This is a genomic window from Stieleria varia (assembly GCF_038443385.1).
In the GTDB taxonomy this organism is placed as follows: Bacteria; Planctomycetota; Planctomycetia; order Pirellulales; family Pirellulaceae; genus Stieleria; species Stieleria varia.
In genome coordinates this window covers 3,667,219-3,684,342 of sequence record NZ_CP151726.1, presented here as the reverse complement: position 1 = coordinate 3,684,342, position 17,124 = coordinate 3,667,219, and the positions used below count along the sequence as shown (strand labels likewise).

The 17,124-nt window shown below is 56.4% G+C and carries 14 protein-coding genes; 10 read left to right on the top strand and 4 right to left on the bottom strand.

Translation table 11 applies throughout. From position 1 onward, the window contains the following. Positions 1–184: 184 nt before the first annotated feature. The 4 genes from Pla52nx_RS12225 to Pla52nx_RS12210 all read left to right on the top strand — a co-directional run bounded on the left by Pla52nx_RS12225 (position 185) and on the right by Pla52nx_RS12210 (position 5,706). A complete protein-coding gene (locus Pla52nx_RS12225) occupies positions 185–1,018 on the top strand; it encodes an efflux RND transporter periplasmic adaptor subunit (RefSeq protein WP_231741978.1) in 834 nt (277 codons plus the stop codon). Then, on the top strand, positions 1,015–2,940 hold the full coding sequence (locus Pla52nx_RS12220) for an efflux RND transporter periplasmic adaptor subunit (RefSeq protein ID WP_342190390.1): 1,926 nt from the start codon (positions 1,015–1,017) through the stop codon (positions 2,938–2,940). Before Pla52nx_RS12225 ends, Pla52nx_RS12220 begins: the two co-directional genes overlap by 4 nt. Before the next feature lie 10 nt (positions 2,941–2,950). Continuing rightward, positions 2,951–5,179, top strand: a complete 2,229-nt coding sequence (locus Pla52nx_RS12215) for an HlyD family efflux transporter periplasmic adaptor subunit (RefSeq protein WP_146520090.1) — start codon at positions 2,951–2,953, stop codon at positions 5,177–5,179. Positions 5,180–5,409: 230 nt separating this feature from the next. Next, positions 5,410–5,706, top strand: a complete 297-nt coding sequence (locus tag Pla52nx_RS12210) for an RNA recognition motif domain-containing protein (RefSeq protein ID WP_146520091.1) — start codon at positions 5,410–5,412, stop codon at positions 5,704–5,706. A gap of 159 nt (positions 5,707–5,865) precedes the next feature. On the opposite strand, the gene Pla52nx_RS12205 is transcribed toward Pla52nx_RS12210, so the two are convergent. The 3 genes from Pla52nx_RS12205 to Pla52nx_RS12195 all read right to left on the bottom strand — a co-directional run bounded on the left by Pla52nx_RS12205 (position 5,866) and on the right by Pla52nx_RS12195 (position 10,916). After that, a complete protein-coding gene (locus Pla52nx_RS12205) occupies positions 5,866–6,537 on the bottom strand; it encodes a CDP-alcohol phosphatidyltransferase family protein (RefSeq protein ID WP_146520092.1) in 672 nt (223 codons plus the stop codon). A 97-nt stretch (positions 6,538–6,634) separates the two neighbouring features. Then, the gene (locus Pla52nx_RS12200; protein WP_146520093.1) at positions 6,635–8,014 is read right to left on the bottom strand and encodes a DUF1501 domain-containing protein; all 1,380 of its coding nucleotides are present in this window, start codon (positions 8,012–8,014) and stop codon (positions 6,635–6,637) included. Between the two features lie 4 nt (positions 8,015–8,018). Next, positions 8,019–10,916 carry a DUF1553 domain-containing protein gene (locus Pla52nx_RS12195; RefSeq protein ID WP_146520094.1) on the bottom strand — a complete coding sequence of 966 codons (2,898 nt, stop codon included), beginning with the start codon at positions 10,914–10,916 and terminating at the stop codon, positions 8,019–8,021. 367 nt (positions 10,917–11,283) lie between these two features. Here Pla52nx_RS12195 and Pla52nx_RS12190 point away from each other — a divergent pair, with 367 nt between their 5' ends. The 5 genes from Pla52nx_RS12190 to Pla52nx_RS12170 all read left to right on the top strand — a co-directional run bounded on the left by Pla52nx_RS12190 (position 11,284) and on the right by Pla52nx_RS12170 (position 15,522). Beyond that, entirely contained in the window at positions 11,284–11,757 is a 474-nt protein-coding gene (locus Pla52nx_RS12190) for a 3-hydroxyacyl-ACP dehydratase FabZ family protein (RefSeq protein ID WP_146520095.1), read from the top strand. Positions 11,758–11,977: 220 nt separating this feature from the next. Then, positions 11,978–12,367: an acyl carrier protein gene (locus Pla52nx_RS12185; RefSeq protein WP_146520096.1), complete on the top strand. Its 390-nt coding sequence runs from the start codon at positions 11,978–11,980 to the stop codon at positions 12,365–12,367. Positions 12,368–12,437: 70 nt separating this feature from the next. Then, positions 12,438–12,944, top strand: a complete 507-nt coding sequence (locus Pla52nx_RS12180) for a 3-hydroxyacyl-ACP dehydratase FabZ family protein (protein ID WP_146520097.1) — start codon at positions 12,438–12,440, stop codon at positions 12,942–12,944. 114 nt (positions 12,945–13,058) lie between these two features. Continuing rightward, a complete protein-coding gene (locus Pla52nx_RS12175; protein ID WP_146520098.1) occupies positions 13,059–14,336 on the top strand; it encodes a beta-ketoacyl-[acyl-carrier-protein] synthase family protein in 1,278 nt (425 codons plus the stop codon). 124 nt (positions 14,337–14,460) lie between these two features. Continuing rightward, entirely contained in the window at positions 14,461–15,522 is a 1,062-nt protein-coding gene (locus Pla52nx_RS12170) for a hypothetical protein (protein WP_146520099.1), read from the top strand. Between the two features lie 353 nt (positions 15,523–15,875). On the opposite strand, the gene Pla52nx_RS12165 is transcribed toward Pla52nx_RS12170, so the two are convergent. After that, a complete protein-coding gene (locus Pla52nx_RS12165; protein ID WP_146520100.1) occupies positions 15,876–16,361 on the bottom strand; it encodes a pyridoxamine 5'-phosphate oxidase family protein in 486 nt (161 codons plus the stop codon). A 236-nt stretch (positions 16,362–16,597) separates the two neighbouring features. Here Pla52nx_RS12165 and Pla52nx_RS12160 point away from each other — a divergent pair, with 236 nt between their 5' ends. Then, positions 16,598–16,978, top strand: coding sequence for a hypothetical protein (locus Pla52nx_RS12160; RefSeq protein ID WP_197454587.1), 381 nt, complete (start codon positions 16,598–16,600; stop codon positions 16,976–16,978). Positions 16,979–17,124: the final 146 nt, after the last annotated feature.

The window sequence follows — 17,124 nt, the reverse complement described above, 5'->3', positions numbered from 1 at the left end:
CGGCAATTGTTGGGAAACCAACCAGGCAATGCACGGGACTTTCCATCCACCATCGAATTGTCACGACAAGACCGTCGTCGCATTCTGCACGATGCGTCGAGGGTCGCTTGCGTCTGCGCCGACGGCTCTAAGCACCTGCCAACTGTCCATTTCGTCCATCTTCGTGATCCTTGTTTGCCTGTTGATGTCGCATCCCGTCTCGGGTGACGACTACCGAGGCATTGTCCTCGTTGATCTAGCCAGAACGGCAGTGGACAGCCGCGTCACAGAGAGCTTTACCGAACCGCTGCAACAGAGTCAAGTTGCGGCGAGCGAGTCGGGGGTCGTGTCACGGATTTGGGTAGTAGAAGGCCAAAGTGTTCGTGAGGGCGATACGATCGCCGAACTGAACCACGATGCGTTGGACCAAACGTTGCGTATCGCCGAGTTACGCGCAATGACCGACGCCAAAGTCAAATTGGCTGAGTCTCGCCTGAAAATCCGAAAGTCACGTCGCGACGCGATCCAGCCGATGTTGGATCGCGGTCACGCCAATCCGACGGAAGTGGAGGAAGCGGTTGTCGAGTACGAATCATCGCTCGCGGACTTGGAGCAAGCACGCCAGGAATTGGCCGAGGCGAAACTGGACGTGGAGCGGATCAAGGCGCAGATCCGATCACGAAAGGTCACCGCTCCGTTCGACGGCGTTGTCACCGAATTGCACTACCGTCTCGGCGAGTCGATCTCAAGTTCAAAGCCGCAAGTGGTCACGCTGGTTCAATTGGATCAGCTTCTCGTGCGGTTTTACTTGAGCGAGCACGACGTCAACTCGCTGACGGTGGGCCAGGATGTCAATCTCCAACTGCGAGACGGCAACCAGTGGGTCCAGCCGACCGCCCGGATTCAATTCATTTCTCCCGTCACAGATCCTGACAGCGGCACCGCGCGTATTGATGTTGTGATTGACAACCCTGAACGACGGTATCGCAGCGGTTCGCCCTGCAAATGGCTCGATTCGACAGCGGAATCTACGCCATGACCGATGAATCACCAACAAACGGGCCAGCAACAAGCGAAACGACAACTATCGGCCCGACGGCCAAGCCGCCGTCTGTGAGACCTCTCGCGTCGGGCACTGTCACTGGCGATGCCACTTCCATCGACAAACCAGCTGCGTTGGATATCCCTGGGCTGCATCAAGCGTTGCATCACGTCATGCATCTCAATGGCGATCGTCCAAGCGTATTGCGCGCCTTCAGGGAGGCGATCATCAAAACGACCGGTGCTGTCGGTGTGGGAATCCTAACGCAAACGCCTGCCGCAGGTTGGCGGATGGGATCAGACGATGTCTCGGGACGGATTCCAACCCGTCCAGATTTCGTCAAAAAATTTGGCAGCACTTGCGATGCGGTTCTTAAACGTGGAACGATCCAGATGGAACGTTTCCTGGGACTCGAGTCCATCTACGTCCCCGTTGCCGATGGCGAGACCAACCTCGTCGTCTTGGTCTTGAGTCACAAGCACAATGTGCAAGAGATGTTGATGGCGTTGGACGCTACCGCCGTCTACATCACACTGTATCTGGAGTCCAGCCACGCGACCGATAACGACTGGAAAGTTCAAGCCCTTGCGGCGGTAATCGATCTGGTCGCGAAGCTGGAAAGCCAAGAGACAGTCGACGAAGCCTGTCATGTTGTCGCCAACGAACTGGCACGTCATCTTGATGTCAACCAAGTAGCCATCGGAACCCGGTTCGGAAAACGGCTCCACGTTCGTTCGCTCAGCGGCACGGTAAAACTGCAACCGGGCAGCCCAGCTCATGACGCCATCGAGATGACGCTGAATGAATCGCTGCTGCGAAAGGAAATCGGGGTCTATCCGACGACTGACGACAATCAGTCTCATTTGCTGGTGGCTCACCGACAACTTTGCGTCGACTTGAAATGCGAAGGCGTTCTGTCGACACCCCTGGAGACTTCTGATGGGCGAGTGGTCGGCACCATGCTGATCACGGGGCCGGCCAAAAAGATCCAGGCCAAACAACTGAGGCAGTTCGTTCGGACTGCGGCGCCCAGCATCGCAGGCGGATTGTTGGTGTCGCATCGGATGCAACGAAGTCGTCTGGTGCGAGCCTGGCAAACAATGGGAACACGCATCCGATCCAAGAAATCGGTCGTCTGGATCGTGACCGGCCTGGTCCTGGTAAGTCTATTGATGATGCCCGTGCGTTACCGCGTGCGTTGTGGCTGCCAAACCGAGCCGACTCTACGTCGTTTTGCGGTGGCACCGTTTGAGGGTCAAATCGAACAAGCGTTAGTGCAGCCGGGTGACAACGTGGCAGCCGGCGATTTGATCGCCACCATGGACGGTCAATCTTTGCGTTTTGAGCTTGCCAGCGTGATGGCTGAGCAACGACAAGCCGCCAAACAACGCGAGATCGAGCTTGCCCAACGAAATATCACAGCGTCCTTGGTTTCGCAACTGGAATCCGAGCGACTGGCGGCGCGAGCATCCTTACTGCAACACCAACTCAATCAATTGGAGATCCGGTCGCCAATCGATGGTGTCGTGCTAACTGGATCGACTGAGCAGGCGACGGCATCCGCTGTCGATACCGGCGACGTGGTCTATGAAATCGGCTCCCTGGACAGGATGCGTGTCGAAGTTGCGATACCGGCTGAAGAGATCGCGCACGTGCAAGTCGGAGATCCGATTCGGATCTGGTTGACCGGCTTGACCGGTGAATCCTTTGACGCAACCGTTCAGCGAATTCGCCCAGAGAGTGAACTGGGAGATGGACGCAACGTTTTCATCGCAACGGTCACCTTGGACAATCCCGACGATCGCTTGCGTCCCGGCATGAAGGGAACCGTGCGGATCGACTGCGAACGTCATTCGTTGGCATGGAACCTGTTTCATCGACCGTGGGACTACCTCGTCTCTCGCATGACTTGGTGGTGAGCGATCGACGATGAACGACATTCACCATCTGCAAGACGCCAGCACGTTCGAACTCGGTGATGCAAGATTGCGGCTTCGAGAAACGCTGCGATTTTCGCTTCAACAAGGTCGTTACCTGACCAGCTATTTGATCGAAGACACGTCGTCCGGCTCCTTTTACCGAGTCGGCAAAGCAGAGTACACGTTCCTGTCTCTATTGGATGGCAAGACGACGCTGGCCACTGCGATGTCCATGACATGTGGCATCTTGGGCGAAGATGCGTTGTCGGAGCAGGAGGCTGCGCAGTTGTGCAAATGGCTCGTCGAATCTGGACTGGCGGTCACCAAAGCGTCCACCTCCGCCAGTCGCCAGCGAAAGGTGCGACGTGAAGCCGCGGATACAAAGCTGCAACAGCAACTCAATCCGATCAGCGTTCGAATCCCACTCGGAAATCCCGCTCGCTTGGTTGACAAACTCACCAGCGTCGCCCGATACGTCATCACCTGGCCGATGGGCATTGCTTGGGTGGCCACGATGCTGTGGGCGATCGTGTCGTTCGCAGCGGAGTCGGAGCGTTTTTCGCTCAGTCAGTTGAACATCCACAGTCGAGATACGTGGATCTGGTTTGGAATCACTTGGTGTGTCCTGAAACTGATCCACGAGTCAGCCCATGCCGTTGCTTGTCATCGATTCGGCGGTCGTGTTGCCGGATGCGGCGTGTTGTTTCTGCTGCTGATTCCACTGCCCTACGTCGATGTGACGAGCGCATGGCGATTCAGCAACAAATACCATCGTATTCTGGTTTCCGCCGCTGGCATGCTGGCAGAAACCTGGCTTGCCGCGATCGCAACCTTGGTATGGGTCCGAGTCGGCCCGGGAATGACCAGTCAAATTTGCGTCAACATGATGCTCGCTGCCGGTGTGAACACGCTCTTGTTCAACCTCAATCCGTTGATGAAGTTCGACGGCTATCACATGCTGGCCGATTGGTTGGAATTGCCCAACCTTGCCAAGCACGGACAACACTTTGTAAACGGCATCGGTCGTCAAGTCTTTATTGGATTGCCGTCGCGTCCCATTCCCTGGGCGGGACGCCGAGGAGCGATCGTTCGTGCGTACGGAGTCGGCGCATTCGTGTGGCGAATCATCATCTGTTTTTCCCTGATCCTAGGTGCTGCCAACCTGCTGCCGGGGATCGGTTTCGTCATTGCGGTTTTTGCGGTGGGACTGTGGGTTGCGATCCCGACCGTCGGTCTATTGCGGTTCATCGTTCGAGGCAGCGAGTTTGAGCAACCTGATCGCAAACGATTCGGCATGTGCCTTGGAACCATCGTCACGGCTTGTGTGCTGAGCGGAATCCTATTGCCGGCGCCGACGGTCATCACCGCACCGATCACGATCGCCTATGAACCCGGCGCGGTGGTGCGAAGTGTGACGTCGGGATTTGTCGAAACGGTTCATGTCAGCACACAAGATTTAGTCAAACGCGGAACGCCACTGATCACTTTGCGAAACGATGAACTGATTTCTCGACGCGATCAGCTAGCGACGCAGTTGCGTGAGTCTCGCTTGACTGCCTCTGGCGTACGCAGCAGCGGCGAGGTTTCATTGTGGCAAGTCGAGAACGAAAACGTCTTGGCGTACGAAAAACAGCTTGCTGAACTCGACCGAGAGATCAATGAACTCACCATTCGTGCTCCGCTGGATGGAGAAGTCATTTTGATGGAGGAAGTGGAACTGCCTGGTAAGTTCGTCAGGGCGGGTCAAGAGTTGTTGCACATGGGACACCCCGATCACAAGGAGGCCATCGCTTTGGTCAGCCAAGACGACGGGCAGTCCTTGACCGGTGTTGTGGACAAAGAGGTGCAGATTCGGATTTGGGGACAGGATGATTTGAGCCGAGGGATGATCCGGAAAATCACGCCTCGGGTTCAAAACGATCTGCCCCACTTTGCCTTTGCAGGTGCCTACGGCGGGCCATTAGCCGTCGTGGACCGGGGCCAGTTCGAGGAAACCAGATCGCATGCCACGGTCGGCGAAGGTGCGAAACGGCAGGGAAAACCAAGCGCCGAACTGTTGCTTTTGGAGCCCCGATACGCCATGCACGTGACTTTGCCGGCCAAAGAAAGCTGTCGTGTCCGCAGCGGGCAAACGGGACTCGTGCACATGCGTCAGCGACAGGAGTCCCTGGGCAGCTACGTTTGGCGGCATCTTTTGCGGTGGATTTCGGTCCGAATCGACTCCACGCATGGGATTTAGCGTTCGATAAGAATCGGAACGATTCGGACACTTTCCGTCTTTTCTGACCTGCACTGGCCTGGGTCAGCCGCTACAATCGCCGTCAGAGCGCGGGCGGATGTCGCCTGTGCATTCGGTTGAGGTTCTGTCTTTTTGCTGTGCATCGTCCATTCAGTGTAGCGCTGGTTCAGTGATGCGCTGGTTCAGTGATGCGATTTGAGACAGGCCTTTGTTTTGGAGTATGTGTTTCGATGAAGATGTATGTGGGTAACTTGGCCTGGGGTGTGACCACCGACAAGTTGAAAGAGATTTTTAGCGAGTATGGCGAAGTCGACGATGCAATCGTCATGATGGACCGTGACACGGGCCGGTCCCGCGGATTCGGTTTTGTGACCATGGGCGACTCAGACGCTCAAAAAGCGATCGAAGGTTTGGACGGTCAAGATTTTGACGGACGTCCTCTCCGTGTGAACGAAGCTCGTCCACACGAACGCTCGTCCCGCGGCGGCGGCGGTGGCGGCGGCGGTGGCGGCGGAAACCGCTGGTAATCAGATCGTCGTTGACGATTCTCTTTGGATCCCCGGCCAGCGTATTGAACGATACGGCAAGGTGATCTCTGAATAAAGTTCAGGATTGATACTGGGACGGCTCGTCCGTCCTAGTACGATTCTGAATCTCTTGGGCTCCTCTCGCCCATCACCATTGGTTTACCGGCACACCCATTCGCTGGTGTCGGCCGGCGCAGCACTCTGGTTGACTTCGCGTATCGACGAAACCAACTGCCAAACCAGAAAACAGCAACCGCTGAGCGTCATCGCTGCATAGACCCATGTCGCAATCTGGACACGCAAATCCGGCGTCACCGAAAAGCCGACCATCGACGAGAAAACAATTCCCAGCAGCACCAATCCCGTCTTGAACTCCGTCGGGCCAAACGCTGCCAACTGGAACTCGCCAGTCATCTTGGCTTTGATATTGGTCAACACGGCAAAGGCGAACAAGCAGCAGACGGCAGCCAAACCGATATCCAGCCGACCGCATGCCACCGCGATGCCGATCATCCAATAAGCAAAACTGAGCGGGTCGGTGAAATGGTCCAGCAATTCACCGCCGTTGCGACACTGCCCCGTTTGCCGCGCGTGGGTACCGTCCAAGCAGTCCGCAGCGTGATTGCCTGCGACGCCGATCGCCGCCAGCACCCCGCCCCACCAGAACCGCGTCGAGAACGCAAAGCCGACGGCTCCGGCGATCGCGCTGAGATGACCTGCCAGTACAATCGCCTCGGGTGGCAACGATCGGGGCAAACGCAAATGAGGATACAGTGCTTTGATCCTGGGTCCGATCAAGGGATCCAGCAGGCTGTGTGAAATCCGTGTCATGACGCGTCCTGATGAGGGATGATCCGAGAGGCGGCATTGCCGTCATTGAGTCCGTCTCTGATCAAAGAGCCCACCAAGTGTCCAAGCGACGCGCCCATCACGCCAGAATTTCGTGGACGACTTCTCCGTGGATATCCGTCAAGCGAAAATCGCGGCCCGCGTAGCGGTACGTCAATCGCTCGTGATCGATCCCCAACTGATGCAAGATCGTGGCATGCAGGTCATGCATGTGAACGCGATTTCGCCTCGCGTAGTAGCCATACTCGTCCGTTTCACCGTGAGCATAACCACCTCGCACGCCGCCGCCGGAGAGGACCACCGAGAATCCCTGTGGATTGTGGTCACGTCCGTTGCTGCCTTGGACCACAGGTGTACGTCCGAATTCGCCGCCCCAAACGATCAAGGTATCGTCCCACAGCCCACGGCGTTTCAAATCACGGATCAAGGTCGCGATCGGCAAGTCTGTCGCTGCGGCATTCTTTTCATGACCTGCCTTGAGGTTGCCGTGCTGATCCCAGACTTGTCCACTGCTGACCGTGATGAACCGGACACCGGCCTCCGCCAAACGACGTGCCAGCAAGCAGCTGCTGCCGAACGAATCAGTTTCCTTTTCTCCGATGCCGTACTCCCGACGCGTCGATTCAGATTCCCGATCCAGGTCAAAAACCTCTGGCGCGGCTGACCGCATCCGTGATGCCAAATCAACCGCTTGGATCGCGCCTTCGATTTCGCGATCAGGACCACTGCTGGCCAAGTGCCTTTGGTTCATGGCTTGGATCAAATCCAAGCGGCGATCGATCCGGGCATCGTCAAAGGGACCGTCCAGATGCGCGATCTTACCGTCACCGGGTTTTCCGTTGCTGCCCACGACCGTGGCTTGGTGCATCGCGGGTAAGAACGCGGCCCCGTAGTTTCGCGGTCCACCGTGCGCAGTCGCCGGACCGATCGCGACGTGCGCTGGCAAGTCTGGGTGATCACTACCCAATGCGTAGCTGACCCAAGCGCCCATGCTGGGACGCACCAAGTTGTCACTGCCGGTGTTGATCATTCCGACGGCTTGACCATGTGATTGGCCTTTGGTGTGCATGCTACGAATTACGCACAGATCGTCAGCGACCGACGCCATGTGGGGCAGCAGGTCGCTGACCCACAATCCGGACTGCCCACGTTGCTTGAACTCCCAAGGACCGTTCAACAAAGTCGGCTTGGCACTGATGTTGGCTGGCAGAGCAAACGGCAACGGCTTGCCGTCATCACGTTTCAGCAAAGGTTTGTAGTCAAACGTGTCGACGTGACTGGGACCACCATGCATGAACAAAAAGATCACGCGGCGCACACGAGGCGGGACGTGTGGTTGATCAACTGCAGGCCCGGCGACGGCACGCCCGAAGGGCGCGAAGGCGGACACGGTCAACGAGCCGAGTGCGAAACTGCTCATTGCACCGAACTGACGGCGTGACAATACGGGTTGGGTCATGGTTTCAATCCAGCAGTCGGAATTCTGTGGAAGCAAAAATGGCGGCAACGTACTCGTGCCAACGTTCGGCGGAGTCGAGCTGCCCGTCAAAGAAATCGGCCGCCATCTGTCGGTCGTCGTTGCTGGGCATCCGTCCCAAGCAACGTCGATAGGTCGCCTCCAGCCGTTCATCAAACACGTCGTGTTCAGCCAACAGCCGCTGCGCGGCTGCTTCAGCCCATCGGTTGACGTCGGGACTATTGATCAACACGAGAGCTTGTGAAGGGACGTTCGTGGTCGGACGCCGACCTACCAACAGGTCCGGGTCAGCACCGTCGAGCGACGCCAGCAGCGGTGCGACGTAGCTTCGCACGACGGGAACGTAGATCGAACGGCACGGTTCGGAGACATCCGAAAAACTTGCTTTGGAATTTGCATCATTGCTGGAAACCAGGACGCCGCGCCCTTGCATCGGATCGACGCGACCTCGCAAATCAAGTTGTCCGGCGATCGATATCATCGTGTCACGAATCGACTCGGCCGTCAGCCTGCGTCGGTGCGCCCGCCACAACAAACGATTCTCTGGATCGATTGCGTAGGATCGAGAATCAAACTCGCTGCTGCGTTGATACGCATCGGTCACCACGATGGCTCGGATCAGCGGTTTCAAATGCCAACCATCGGTCACAAAATCCGTGGCCAACGCGTCCAACAGTTGAGGGTGACTGGGACGCTCGCCCCGTTCGCCAAAGTTATCGACGGTCCGAACCAGTCCTTCGCCCATCAAGTGCATCCATACTCGATTGACAAACACGCGGGCGACCAGCGGGTTGTCCGGGTTGGTCAACCAGGACGCCAGCTCCAACCGACCGCTGCCTTGGGGGTTGATGATGGATGCATCATCGCTGCCGCAAACCCGCAAGAAACCCCGCGGTACCTCTGCGCCGACGTTGTTCACTTCACCACGGATATGAACGAAACCGTCTTTGATGGACTCGGCGGGTAAATCGCTCGGCGCCATCGCTTCGGGCAGCGGCTGCGGTTTGCCCGCACGCAGTTTACGCAAATCTTCTTGCAACGCCGCCAAAGTCTGTTTGGCTGCCGCCTCCGCTGCATTATCGTTGCCGGCGTCGGCGGACTTCGTCTCTGCTGGTTTCAAGTCCGACTCGCTCAACCATTGAACGGCATCGGCCAGCACGTAACCCGAGGTGCCTTCATTGCTGATCGTCACCACCGCGTCGGCGTCGTTCTCAAACCGAAACTTGCCCAGCGTGATCCAAAACGGAGCGATGTCTGCTTTTCGCTCGTCGACCGTCAGCTTCTTTTCACCGTCGGCGGTAAGCACGGTTACCGGAACCTTGGCGGCGCGATTGCTGTTGGGAAAACTCGCCAGTCGCAACTCATAGATGCCCGACTCGGGAACTCGCGTCGTGAACGAGATCGACAACTTTCCTTTGTCGGCATTGTCATCATGCACGTAGCCTTTGCCGATGAAATCTTTTGAATAGGTGGAATCGGTCCAAGCACCGACCTTCTTTGCATCCGCGTCGTCGACCACGATGCCAGCCAGGGGCGCAGACGATTTGGACTTTGCACGTTCCACGGACTTCGTCGCTTCCTTGATTCGTGCCTGCAATTCGGCCTCTTGCTGGTTGAACTTTTCCACCGCGGCAACATGCTCTGACGACGTGGGCAACTTGACTCGATTCCACGTGCTGACGTATTGCTGACTTTCGCCCTTGAGAGTGACCGTGTTCTTAAAGATCCCCGCCAACGCGTAGTAGTCCTCCGTCGGAACGGGGTCGAACTTGTGGTCATGGCATCGAGCGCATCCAAGCGTCATGCCGAGGAAAGCTCGACCGATGGTGTCGATCTGTTCGTCGACCACGTCGAGTTGCAACTTCGCTTTGTCCCGTTCGCTGAGCATCTTGGTGCCCAACATCAGGAACGTGCTGGCAACGACATTGTCGCGACGCTGATCGTCGTTGTCCGCAGGCAGCAGGTCACCGGCAATCTGCTGATGTATCATTTGATCGAACGGTACATCCGCAGCCATGCAGCGGATCAGATAGTCACGATACCGCCACGCTTCATGATGCGTCGCGTTGAAATCGCTGCCATTACTGTCCGCGTATCGGGCAACGTCCATCCAGTGTCGAGCCCAGTGCTCGGCATACTGGGGTGAAGTCAACAGCTCATCTACCAAGCGAGTCCATTGGATCGGCGACGGATCTGCAAGCCAGCGGCGCATCAGATCGTCGCTGGGCGGCAAACCCGTCAGATCAAATGCCAAGCGGCGCAATCGTGTTTCTGGATCCGCAACGCCGACCGGGACCAACGATGTCGCTTGGTGGGCTCGACTCAAGTAAGCATCGATCTTCGCAGCGGCATGTCCGTCCGCAGTTGCCTCGGTCATCGACTGGCCAAACGGCGACTTCAGCGAACCGATCGGACGGAAAGCCCAGAATGGGCGTCCGACATCCAAATCGATTCGGTCACGAACGGGAATCGTTGCGCCATGGGATTGACGCGGATCCATCGCCCCAGCGTTGATCCAGAGGACAAAGTCGTCCACGACGGACGAGGGCAATGGCTCATCGGGAGGCATCTCGCTCGATTCGTATTTTATCGCCGAGATCAAGACGCTGGCATCGGCATCACCTCGGTGGATCGCAGGTCCGCTATCGCCACCCACCATCATTGCGTCGCTGGAGTCCAGCAGCAGCGAACCGCCGATCTCATCAGCGTCAGCAGAGTGACAGCGATAGCATTTCTGAACCAAAACCGGGCGAATGCGATTTTCAAAGAATTCGACGGATCCCGGATCTGCTCCCGAAACAGCAGTGCCGAGAAAGACACAAAATGTGATGGTAAGCAACGAGAGCCGGGTGGCTGCGGACGCGGAGGCGTGGCGAGTCGTCATGGCTTCACTGGCGGCAGGCGGGTGGGCGGGAGCGATTGGCAGCAATCGGCTCCCTTAGGATACCAAAACGGCCCAGTGTCCGCCAATCTGAGTTGACCAGAGTGGGGAAAAACCGCACTACGCTTGAGACATCCAGGACTCGTCACTATTTTACCGGTCCGGAACCGAGCAAAACCATCCAGATAACCTTGCGGAAAAGTCGGATTTAAGCCAAATACGGGCGAATTCGGCGAGTAGTGTCAGCGAAGCACGAATACGCTTCCAGGGCGACTGCGGCAGCGCCCTTTCCAAAATGGCCGTCAAATGAGACAAATTGGGCTGACCTGACGGTTCAGGCGGTCCATAAGGAATTTAAAACACAGCATTCATGAAATTTCGGCAACTGGATCGAATCGTCTCGGTGGAGCCCGGCAAACGGTTGATTGCCGAGCGTACGCTGCATGCAAACGAAGAGTACTTAAACGATCACTTTCCGCGATTTCCGGTCATGCCCGGCGTGATGATGTTAGAAGCATTGCATCAAGCGGCGATCTGGTTGATCCGGCTGGATGACGATTTTGAGAGCCCATTGGTGTTGTTGAGGGAAGTCAGAGGCGCTAAGTTTGGTGACTTTCTCTCTCCCGGTGAAACCCTACAAATCACAGCCGAGATCATCAAACAAGTCGACAACTTGACCACCGTCAAAGCCAGTGCGGAGAAAGAAGGCCGCGTGACGGTGTCGGCACGATTGATTCTGGAACGTTGCGGTAGCAATGAGCCAGTGGAGCTTGGTACAGACATCGATGTCATAACCCGGTCACGCGCTAAGTATGCAGAGCTGTTTGGAGAGCAAGTAAGCTAAGAGTTTGCCGTCCGCTTGGACGGCGTTGAGCGAATGACATTCACGATGGCGTGGATCACGATGGCGTGGATAGGGCCGTCGGGCACAGCCGCACGGAACAGGGGCGATACAAAGTAAAGTCGCACGCAACAGTACGACAAGAACGCGACAACCAATCGCACACGAATCAAATTTTGCAGTCGCGGCCGAGGCCGCATTAACCTTTTTAGGACAGATTGAAATGTCACTGAGCGAAGAAGAGATTTTCGGCAAGGTTCAAGAATCGTTGGTGGACGCGTTGGGCGTTGATGACGACGAAGTGACCGAGGAAGCCACGTTGGTGGGCGATTTGGGTGCCGAGTCCATCGACTTTTTGGATATCGTTTTCAAACTCGAAAAAGCGTTCGGGATCACGATTCCCCGCGAAGAACTTTCGCCCGAAGACATTTTGACCAACAGCCAGTACGTCAGTGGTGGTGTGGTCACCAGCGAAGGCATGACCGAACTGAAACGCCGCATGCCGTGGGCAGATTTCAGCAAGTTCGACGACAGCCCACGCGTCCAAGACTTCAGCAACTTGCTGACCGTCGGCGATTTGTGTCGCTATGTCGGCACCAAAGTCACCGACTGATCGAAGCGCTCGCCGGTGCATCCCGGCGGGCGAACTCCACTTTTCTCCGTAGCGGAAAGAAATCGCGGCAATGCGTTGGTTTTGGGTTGATCGGTTCACTGAATTTGTGAGTGGCTCGCATGCAGCAGGCTTCAAGAACGTTTCTTTGGCAGAAGAAGCGATCGATGACTACTGCCCCGGCTACCCCATGTTGCCACCGCCGCTGATCATCGAAGGAATGGCCCAAATGGGCGGGATCCTGGTTGCGGAGCATTTTTTGTTCGAAAAACGCGTCGTGCTGGCGAAAGTCGGCAAGGCGGTGTTTCATCGGCCAGCCCGTACCGGCGACCGATTGCTGTACCGCGTTAAAATGGACGGCGTCCAAGACAACGGGGCAACAGTGACCTCCACCAGCCATTGTGATGGTGAATTGCAAGCCGAGATCGACCTGATGTTCGCGTTCTTGGAAGAAGGATTCATGGTCGATGGCCCTCTCTTCGACGATGGCGATTTGGAATCCATGCTTCGCATGATGAATTTCTTTCACGTCGCGGTGGACGCGAATGGAACCCGGTTCCCCAAATACAAAAACCTGTAGAATACCCCCATTCGCGTCGGACCATCCCTCTGCCGACTTGAACGATCAGTCGGGATTCCGATCTGACCTCGGTTCATCGTCAACTGGCTCCCCACCCTCAAACGAGTTCCCGTCATGCGTCGCCGAGTCGTCGTTACCGGTATTGGAATGATCAACCCCATGGGGCATGACGCCGAAACGGTGTGGGCCGGGTTGAAAGAAAGCAAGAGCGGAGTGGCTTACACCACGCTGTTTGATGCGTCAGGTTTTCCGACCAAGATCAGCGCCGAGATCAAGAACTGGGAACTGTCGCCCGAAGGAATCCCCGGTGCCGAAAGCCTTGGTCGTCACACCAAGTTCGCCATCGGTGCTGCACAACAAGCCGTCCACGACAGTGGCGTGTTGGACTCGATCAACGATCCCGTTCGCTTCGGCGTCTACATGGGCAGCGGCGAAGGCAACCAGGACTTTCAAACCTTTGCCAGAATGATGTCCGCCGCGCTGGCAGACGGTGAGTATGACGCTGCAAAGTTCATCGCCAAGGGACTGGAGCTGCTTAACCCCGCCAAGGAACTCGAGCAAGAACCCAACATGCCCGCGGCGCATTTGGCCACGCTGTTCAATGCCCAAGGACCCAACCTGAACTGCCTCACCGCCTGCGCAGCCAGCAGCCAGGCGATCGGGGAAGCCACCGAGATCATCCGACGCGGTGACGCCGACGTGATGATCGCCGGCGGCACGCACAGCATGATCCATCCCTTCGGCGTGACCGGGTTCAACTTGCTGACCGCGCTGAGCGAAAGCAACGACGAACCCACCAAGGCCAGCCGCCCCTTTGATCGCCTGCGAAATGGTTTCGTGCTCGGGGAAGGTTCCGCAATGGTGATCTTGGAGGAACTGGAGTCCGCCAAGAAACGCGGTGCGAAGATCTATGGTGAGATCGCAGGCTACGGTACCACCGCCGACGCCTACCGAATCACCGACATCCCACCGGACGGGCACGGCGGAATCGCAGCGATGCGGATGTCCATCGCCGACGCCGGTTTGAATCCCAGTGATATTCAATACGTCAACGCCCACGGCACCAGCACGACGGTGAACGACAAAGTCGAAACGCTGGCTTGCAAAGAAGTGTTCGGTGAGAACGCGATCAACATTCCCGTCAGCAGCACCAAGAGCATGATGGGGCACCTGATCGCCGCCGCAGGCGTGACCGAGATGATCGTTTGCTTGCTGAGCATCCGAGACTCGGTATTGCCGCCGACCATCAACTACGAAAACCCCGACCCGTTGTGTGACCTCGACTACGTCCCCAACGTGGCACGCGAAGCCAAGATCCAGTACGCGCTGAACAACAGCTTCGGTTTCGGCGGCCAAAACGTCACCCTCTGCCTCAGCCGCTTCGACGGCTAAGCTTGGCGATATCAATCAGAGTAGCGTCGTGAGTTTCGGCAGAAGTCTCAGTCGCGGATGCGACGGCAGCATAAAGCATGGGGCGTGAGCCCCATGACATGCTTTTCACGTAAGGACGACAGCGATGTTTTGGGACTTTGACGTCACCATAGGCTTTCGTGTGATCACAGAGGATCCAGAAAAGCAAAGCAAGGCCATTCAAAAGAAGCTCCTAGCGACCAAAGAGGTCGCGTTGTCGAACATTCAAGATTTAACAGACTGTGATGAGGAACAGATACGCGTTCCATGCTCGTCACCCGCTTGGTTGAAGCCCTGTGATTTTGCGTCAGGATTACCCGGCTCAATTGATTTGCAAGCGAGATTCAGCAGCAAGTTGTCAAAGTGGCTGGAGAAGGCGTTCTGGAGGCCATCGCAATTCGATCAAAACTTTTCATTCAAATGGGATAGCGGCATTGCTATCTCAATCGACCGATCTCGAAACAATATCCGAGAGCGACTCTTCGATGGTTTTAGCGTCACGTTTGATCCCAGTCGCGATGAAATTCCGATGCCGGAACTGACGAGGATTTACGCTCAAATTGCAGAAAAGCTAGGCGTTGAAGATCACCTTGAAGTGGGAGACGCCAGCGTGCAATTTGTTCCCGACCGAATCGATCTCAAAGACTACCAGTTCTTCGCCGCATCCTGCCGCCCCAGTACCGCCAAATGCCCCGACTGGATCTGCTGTCGATTGATGAGAACAAAAAAGACGAGCAAGCATGTGTGGGAAATGGTTCAAAAAGTCGCGTTCGCAGAATTTGGGCCTCCCGATTGGGCTTTTCTAGAAAAGAACGCATTTCCGGATGAGTTACCGGAGTTGATTGATGAATGCATGACAATATCCAATCGTTGGACATGCAGTCTTGACATTAGCTTTGACTCTTTTGATCCATTCTCGGCGGACGTAATCGTTTCGCCGCAGGTACATCCAGTGTGGAGATGCACCAAGAGAGACAGAACCATGAAGGATCATCTCATACTGCAGGTGAGTGTTGAACATACCGGTGCTGAGGCGAACTTGCTTTTACATACAACAGGTACGCCTAAATGGTTGTCACAATTTGTCCAAAAAGCGAAGTTGCATGGCAGTATGCTTACGCAAGACGACCTGTTCATCACCGAGAATGATCTTGTCAAATCGCGCTGAGATTAAGGGGCAGTGCTGAATGGTGCGGGCCAATTGTGGCGGGCCAATTGGGGCCACCCACCAACTTGACTTGATGGCTATTGATGAACGAGTTCCCGCTGGGCTTCGAAATCCGCTGCCCAAGCACGGCGACGAGTGGCCCACGCCAACTCGGAACGACTTGAGTCATTGCGGCTTGTCTTTGTTGCCACTTCGCCACTCATCTCTCGGCTACCTAACGCCGACTGAGTTGGAAGCCGCCGCCCGAGCGGCGCAAGCTTCCTGGTGGCCCCCAAAAACAGCACCACCTCACAAGTCCACTTTCGCGCACCACACTCAATTGACGCAGATTCGTTTCAAAGTGGTCGCATGATTCACTGGAGTGAGACGGAAGCGTTGGTGGACGCATCCGTTTCCGGCCGATTGCCCTGCAAGTATGCCTTTCCTGCTTTCAGCAGGTACTTCACACCGGTCAAACCCGAATTGTCCCAGTATTCGCCACTGGATGGTTCGACTCTCAGTAGAACGATCGAGTCACTCGCCTTGCCCTCGGGAAACCAGACTTTCCAAGCTTCCTTCCAAAGCTCGTCTAGCTTTGCTCGATCATCCACCGCGTGTGCGGTACCGGTGATCGAAACGAACTTATTGGATCCTTGCATCGTCACGACCGTGTCGGGATCGAGCATCAAATCGGCGATCTTCCCCGAGTGCCGGTCCGTTACAAACCAAATATGGCCGTCGTCCTCCACTTGGGCGACCGCCATCGGTCGCGCAAAGAGTGCTCCGTGATCTCCGCGAGTAACAAACATGGCGGTGTCGAAGTCATGAAGCAGGTCGATGAGTTTTTGTTGAGTGTCCATGGATACTTTGGGGTTTGGGGCCGGGAAGTCGAAAAGTATGTGGGAGTGTCGAGTAAAGGCATCACCGTGATGAGCCACGTTGCTCATCAAGCACCGCGGCCGATCCGGACGACCTTTCGGGTCGATTCGGGGAGATCAAGCGTTCTGGGCGGCGTGTTTTCCTTCCGCGAACTCCTCAATGGCTTTGTCGCAGAACGCGGGAAGGTCATCACAGGAGTTGCTGGGGACTGCAGGAGTTGCTGGGGACAGAGCCGGAGGTCTGGGAAACGCCGACCGAAGCGGTCGATTCGATGGAGTCGGAGTGGGAGGTCGCATCGTTGCCCGAGTGTGCGCACTGCGGGAGCATCGAGCTAAGGTTGGTGTGTGAGACGCCCAAACCGACATGGAAAGAGCTGTTTTGGCGGGAGAGTGAGACGTGTCCGGAGTGGTACGCGGAGCGTCAGCGGGAGTCACACCGAGAGTTCTGGACGGCCCAATATGGTTCGGATTATTACGACTGGTACCTGGAAACGCAGGTAGAAGTCGCAAAGGAAACGGGGCTGGAACCGGCAAAATCGATCCAGATGTACCTGCCTGGTTTGACACCGGGAGTGTCATTCGAGATAGAATCTTTTTGAGGCGGATCGGACGCTCCGATCCAAGTCCTACGGGACTGCCAGCCTCCGACAAAGTTCAACGCCCGATCTATGCATGCACGTCCTGTGCCTGCATAGATCGCAATTCGATATCAATCAATGTAGCGTCGTGGATGTTCCCTCGGGAA

Excerpts from the sequence above, each read along its gene's own strand:
- Pla52nx_RS12195 (WP_146520094.1), bottom strand. The coding sequence starts at position 10,916 with ATGACGACTCGCCACGCCTCCGCGTCCGCAGCCACCCGGCTCTCGTTG.
- Pla52nx_RS12180 (WP_146520097.1), top strand. The coding sequence starts at position 12,438 with ATGCGTTGGTTTTGGGTTGATCGGTTCACTGAATTTGTGAGTGGCTCG.
- Pla52nx_RS12185 (WP_146520096.1), top strand. The coding sequence starts at position 11,978 with ATGTCACTGAGCGAAGAAGAGATTTTCGGCAAGGTTCAAGAATCGTTG.
- Pla52nx_RS12200 (WP_146520093.1), bottom strand. The coding sequence starts at position 8,014 with ATGACCCAACCCGTATTGTCACGCCGTCAGTTCGGTGCAATGAGCAGT.
- Pla52nx_RS12175 (WP_146520098.1), top strand. The coding sequence starts at position 13,059 with ATGCGTCGCCGAGTCGTCGTTACCGGTATTGGAATGATCAACCCCATG.
- Pla52nx_RS12215 (WP_146520090.1), top strand. The coding sequence starts at position 2,951 with ATGAACGACATTCACCATCTGCAAGACGCCAGCACGTTCGAACTCGGT.
- Pla52nx_RS12165 (WP_146520100.1), bottom strand. The coding sequence starts at position 16,361 with ATGGACACTCAACAAAAACTCATCGACCTGCTTCATGACTTCGACACC.
- Pla52nx_RS12210 (WP_146520091.1), top strand. The coding sequence starts at position 5,410 with ATGAAGATGTATGTGGGTAACTTGGCCTGGGGTGTGACCACCGACAAG.
- Pla52nx_RS12225 (WP_231741978.1), top strand. The coding sequence starts at position 185 with ATGTCGCATCCCGTCTCGGGTGACGACTACCGAGGCATTGTCCTCGTT.
- Pla52nx_RS12170 (WP_146520099.1), top strand. The coding sequence starts at position 14,461 with ATGTTTTGGGACTTTGACGTCACCATAGGCTTTCGTGTGATCACAGAG.
- Pla52nx_RS12205 (WP_146520092.1), bottom strand. The coding sequence starts at position 6,537 with ATGACACGGATTTCACACAGCCTGCTGGATCCCTTGATCGGACCCAGG.
- Pla52nx_RS12190 (WP_146520095.1), top strand. The coding sequence starts at position 11,284 with ATGAAATTTCGGCAACTGGATCGAATCGTCTCGGTGGAGCCCGGCAAA.
- Pla52nx_RS12220 (WP_342190390.1), top strand. The coding sequence starts at position 1,015 with ATGACCGATGAATCACCAACAAACGGGCCAGCAACAAGCGAAACGACA.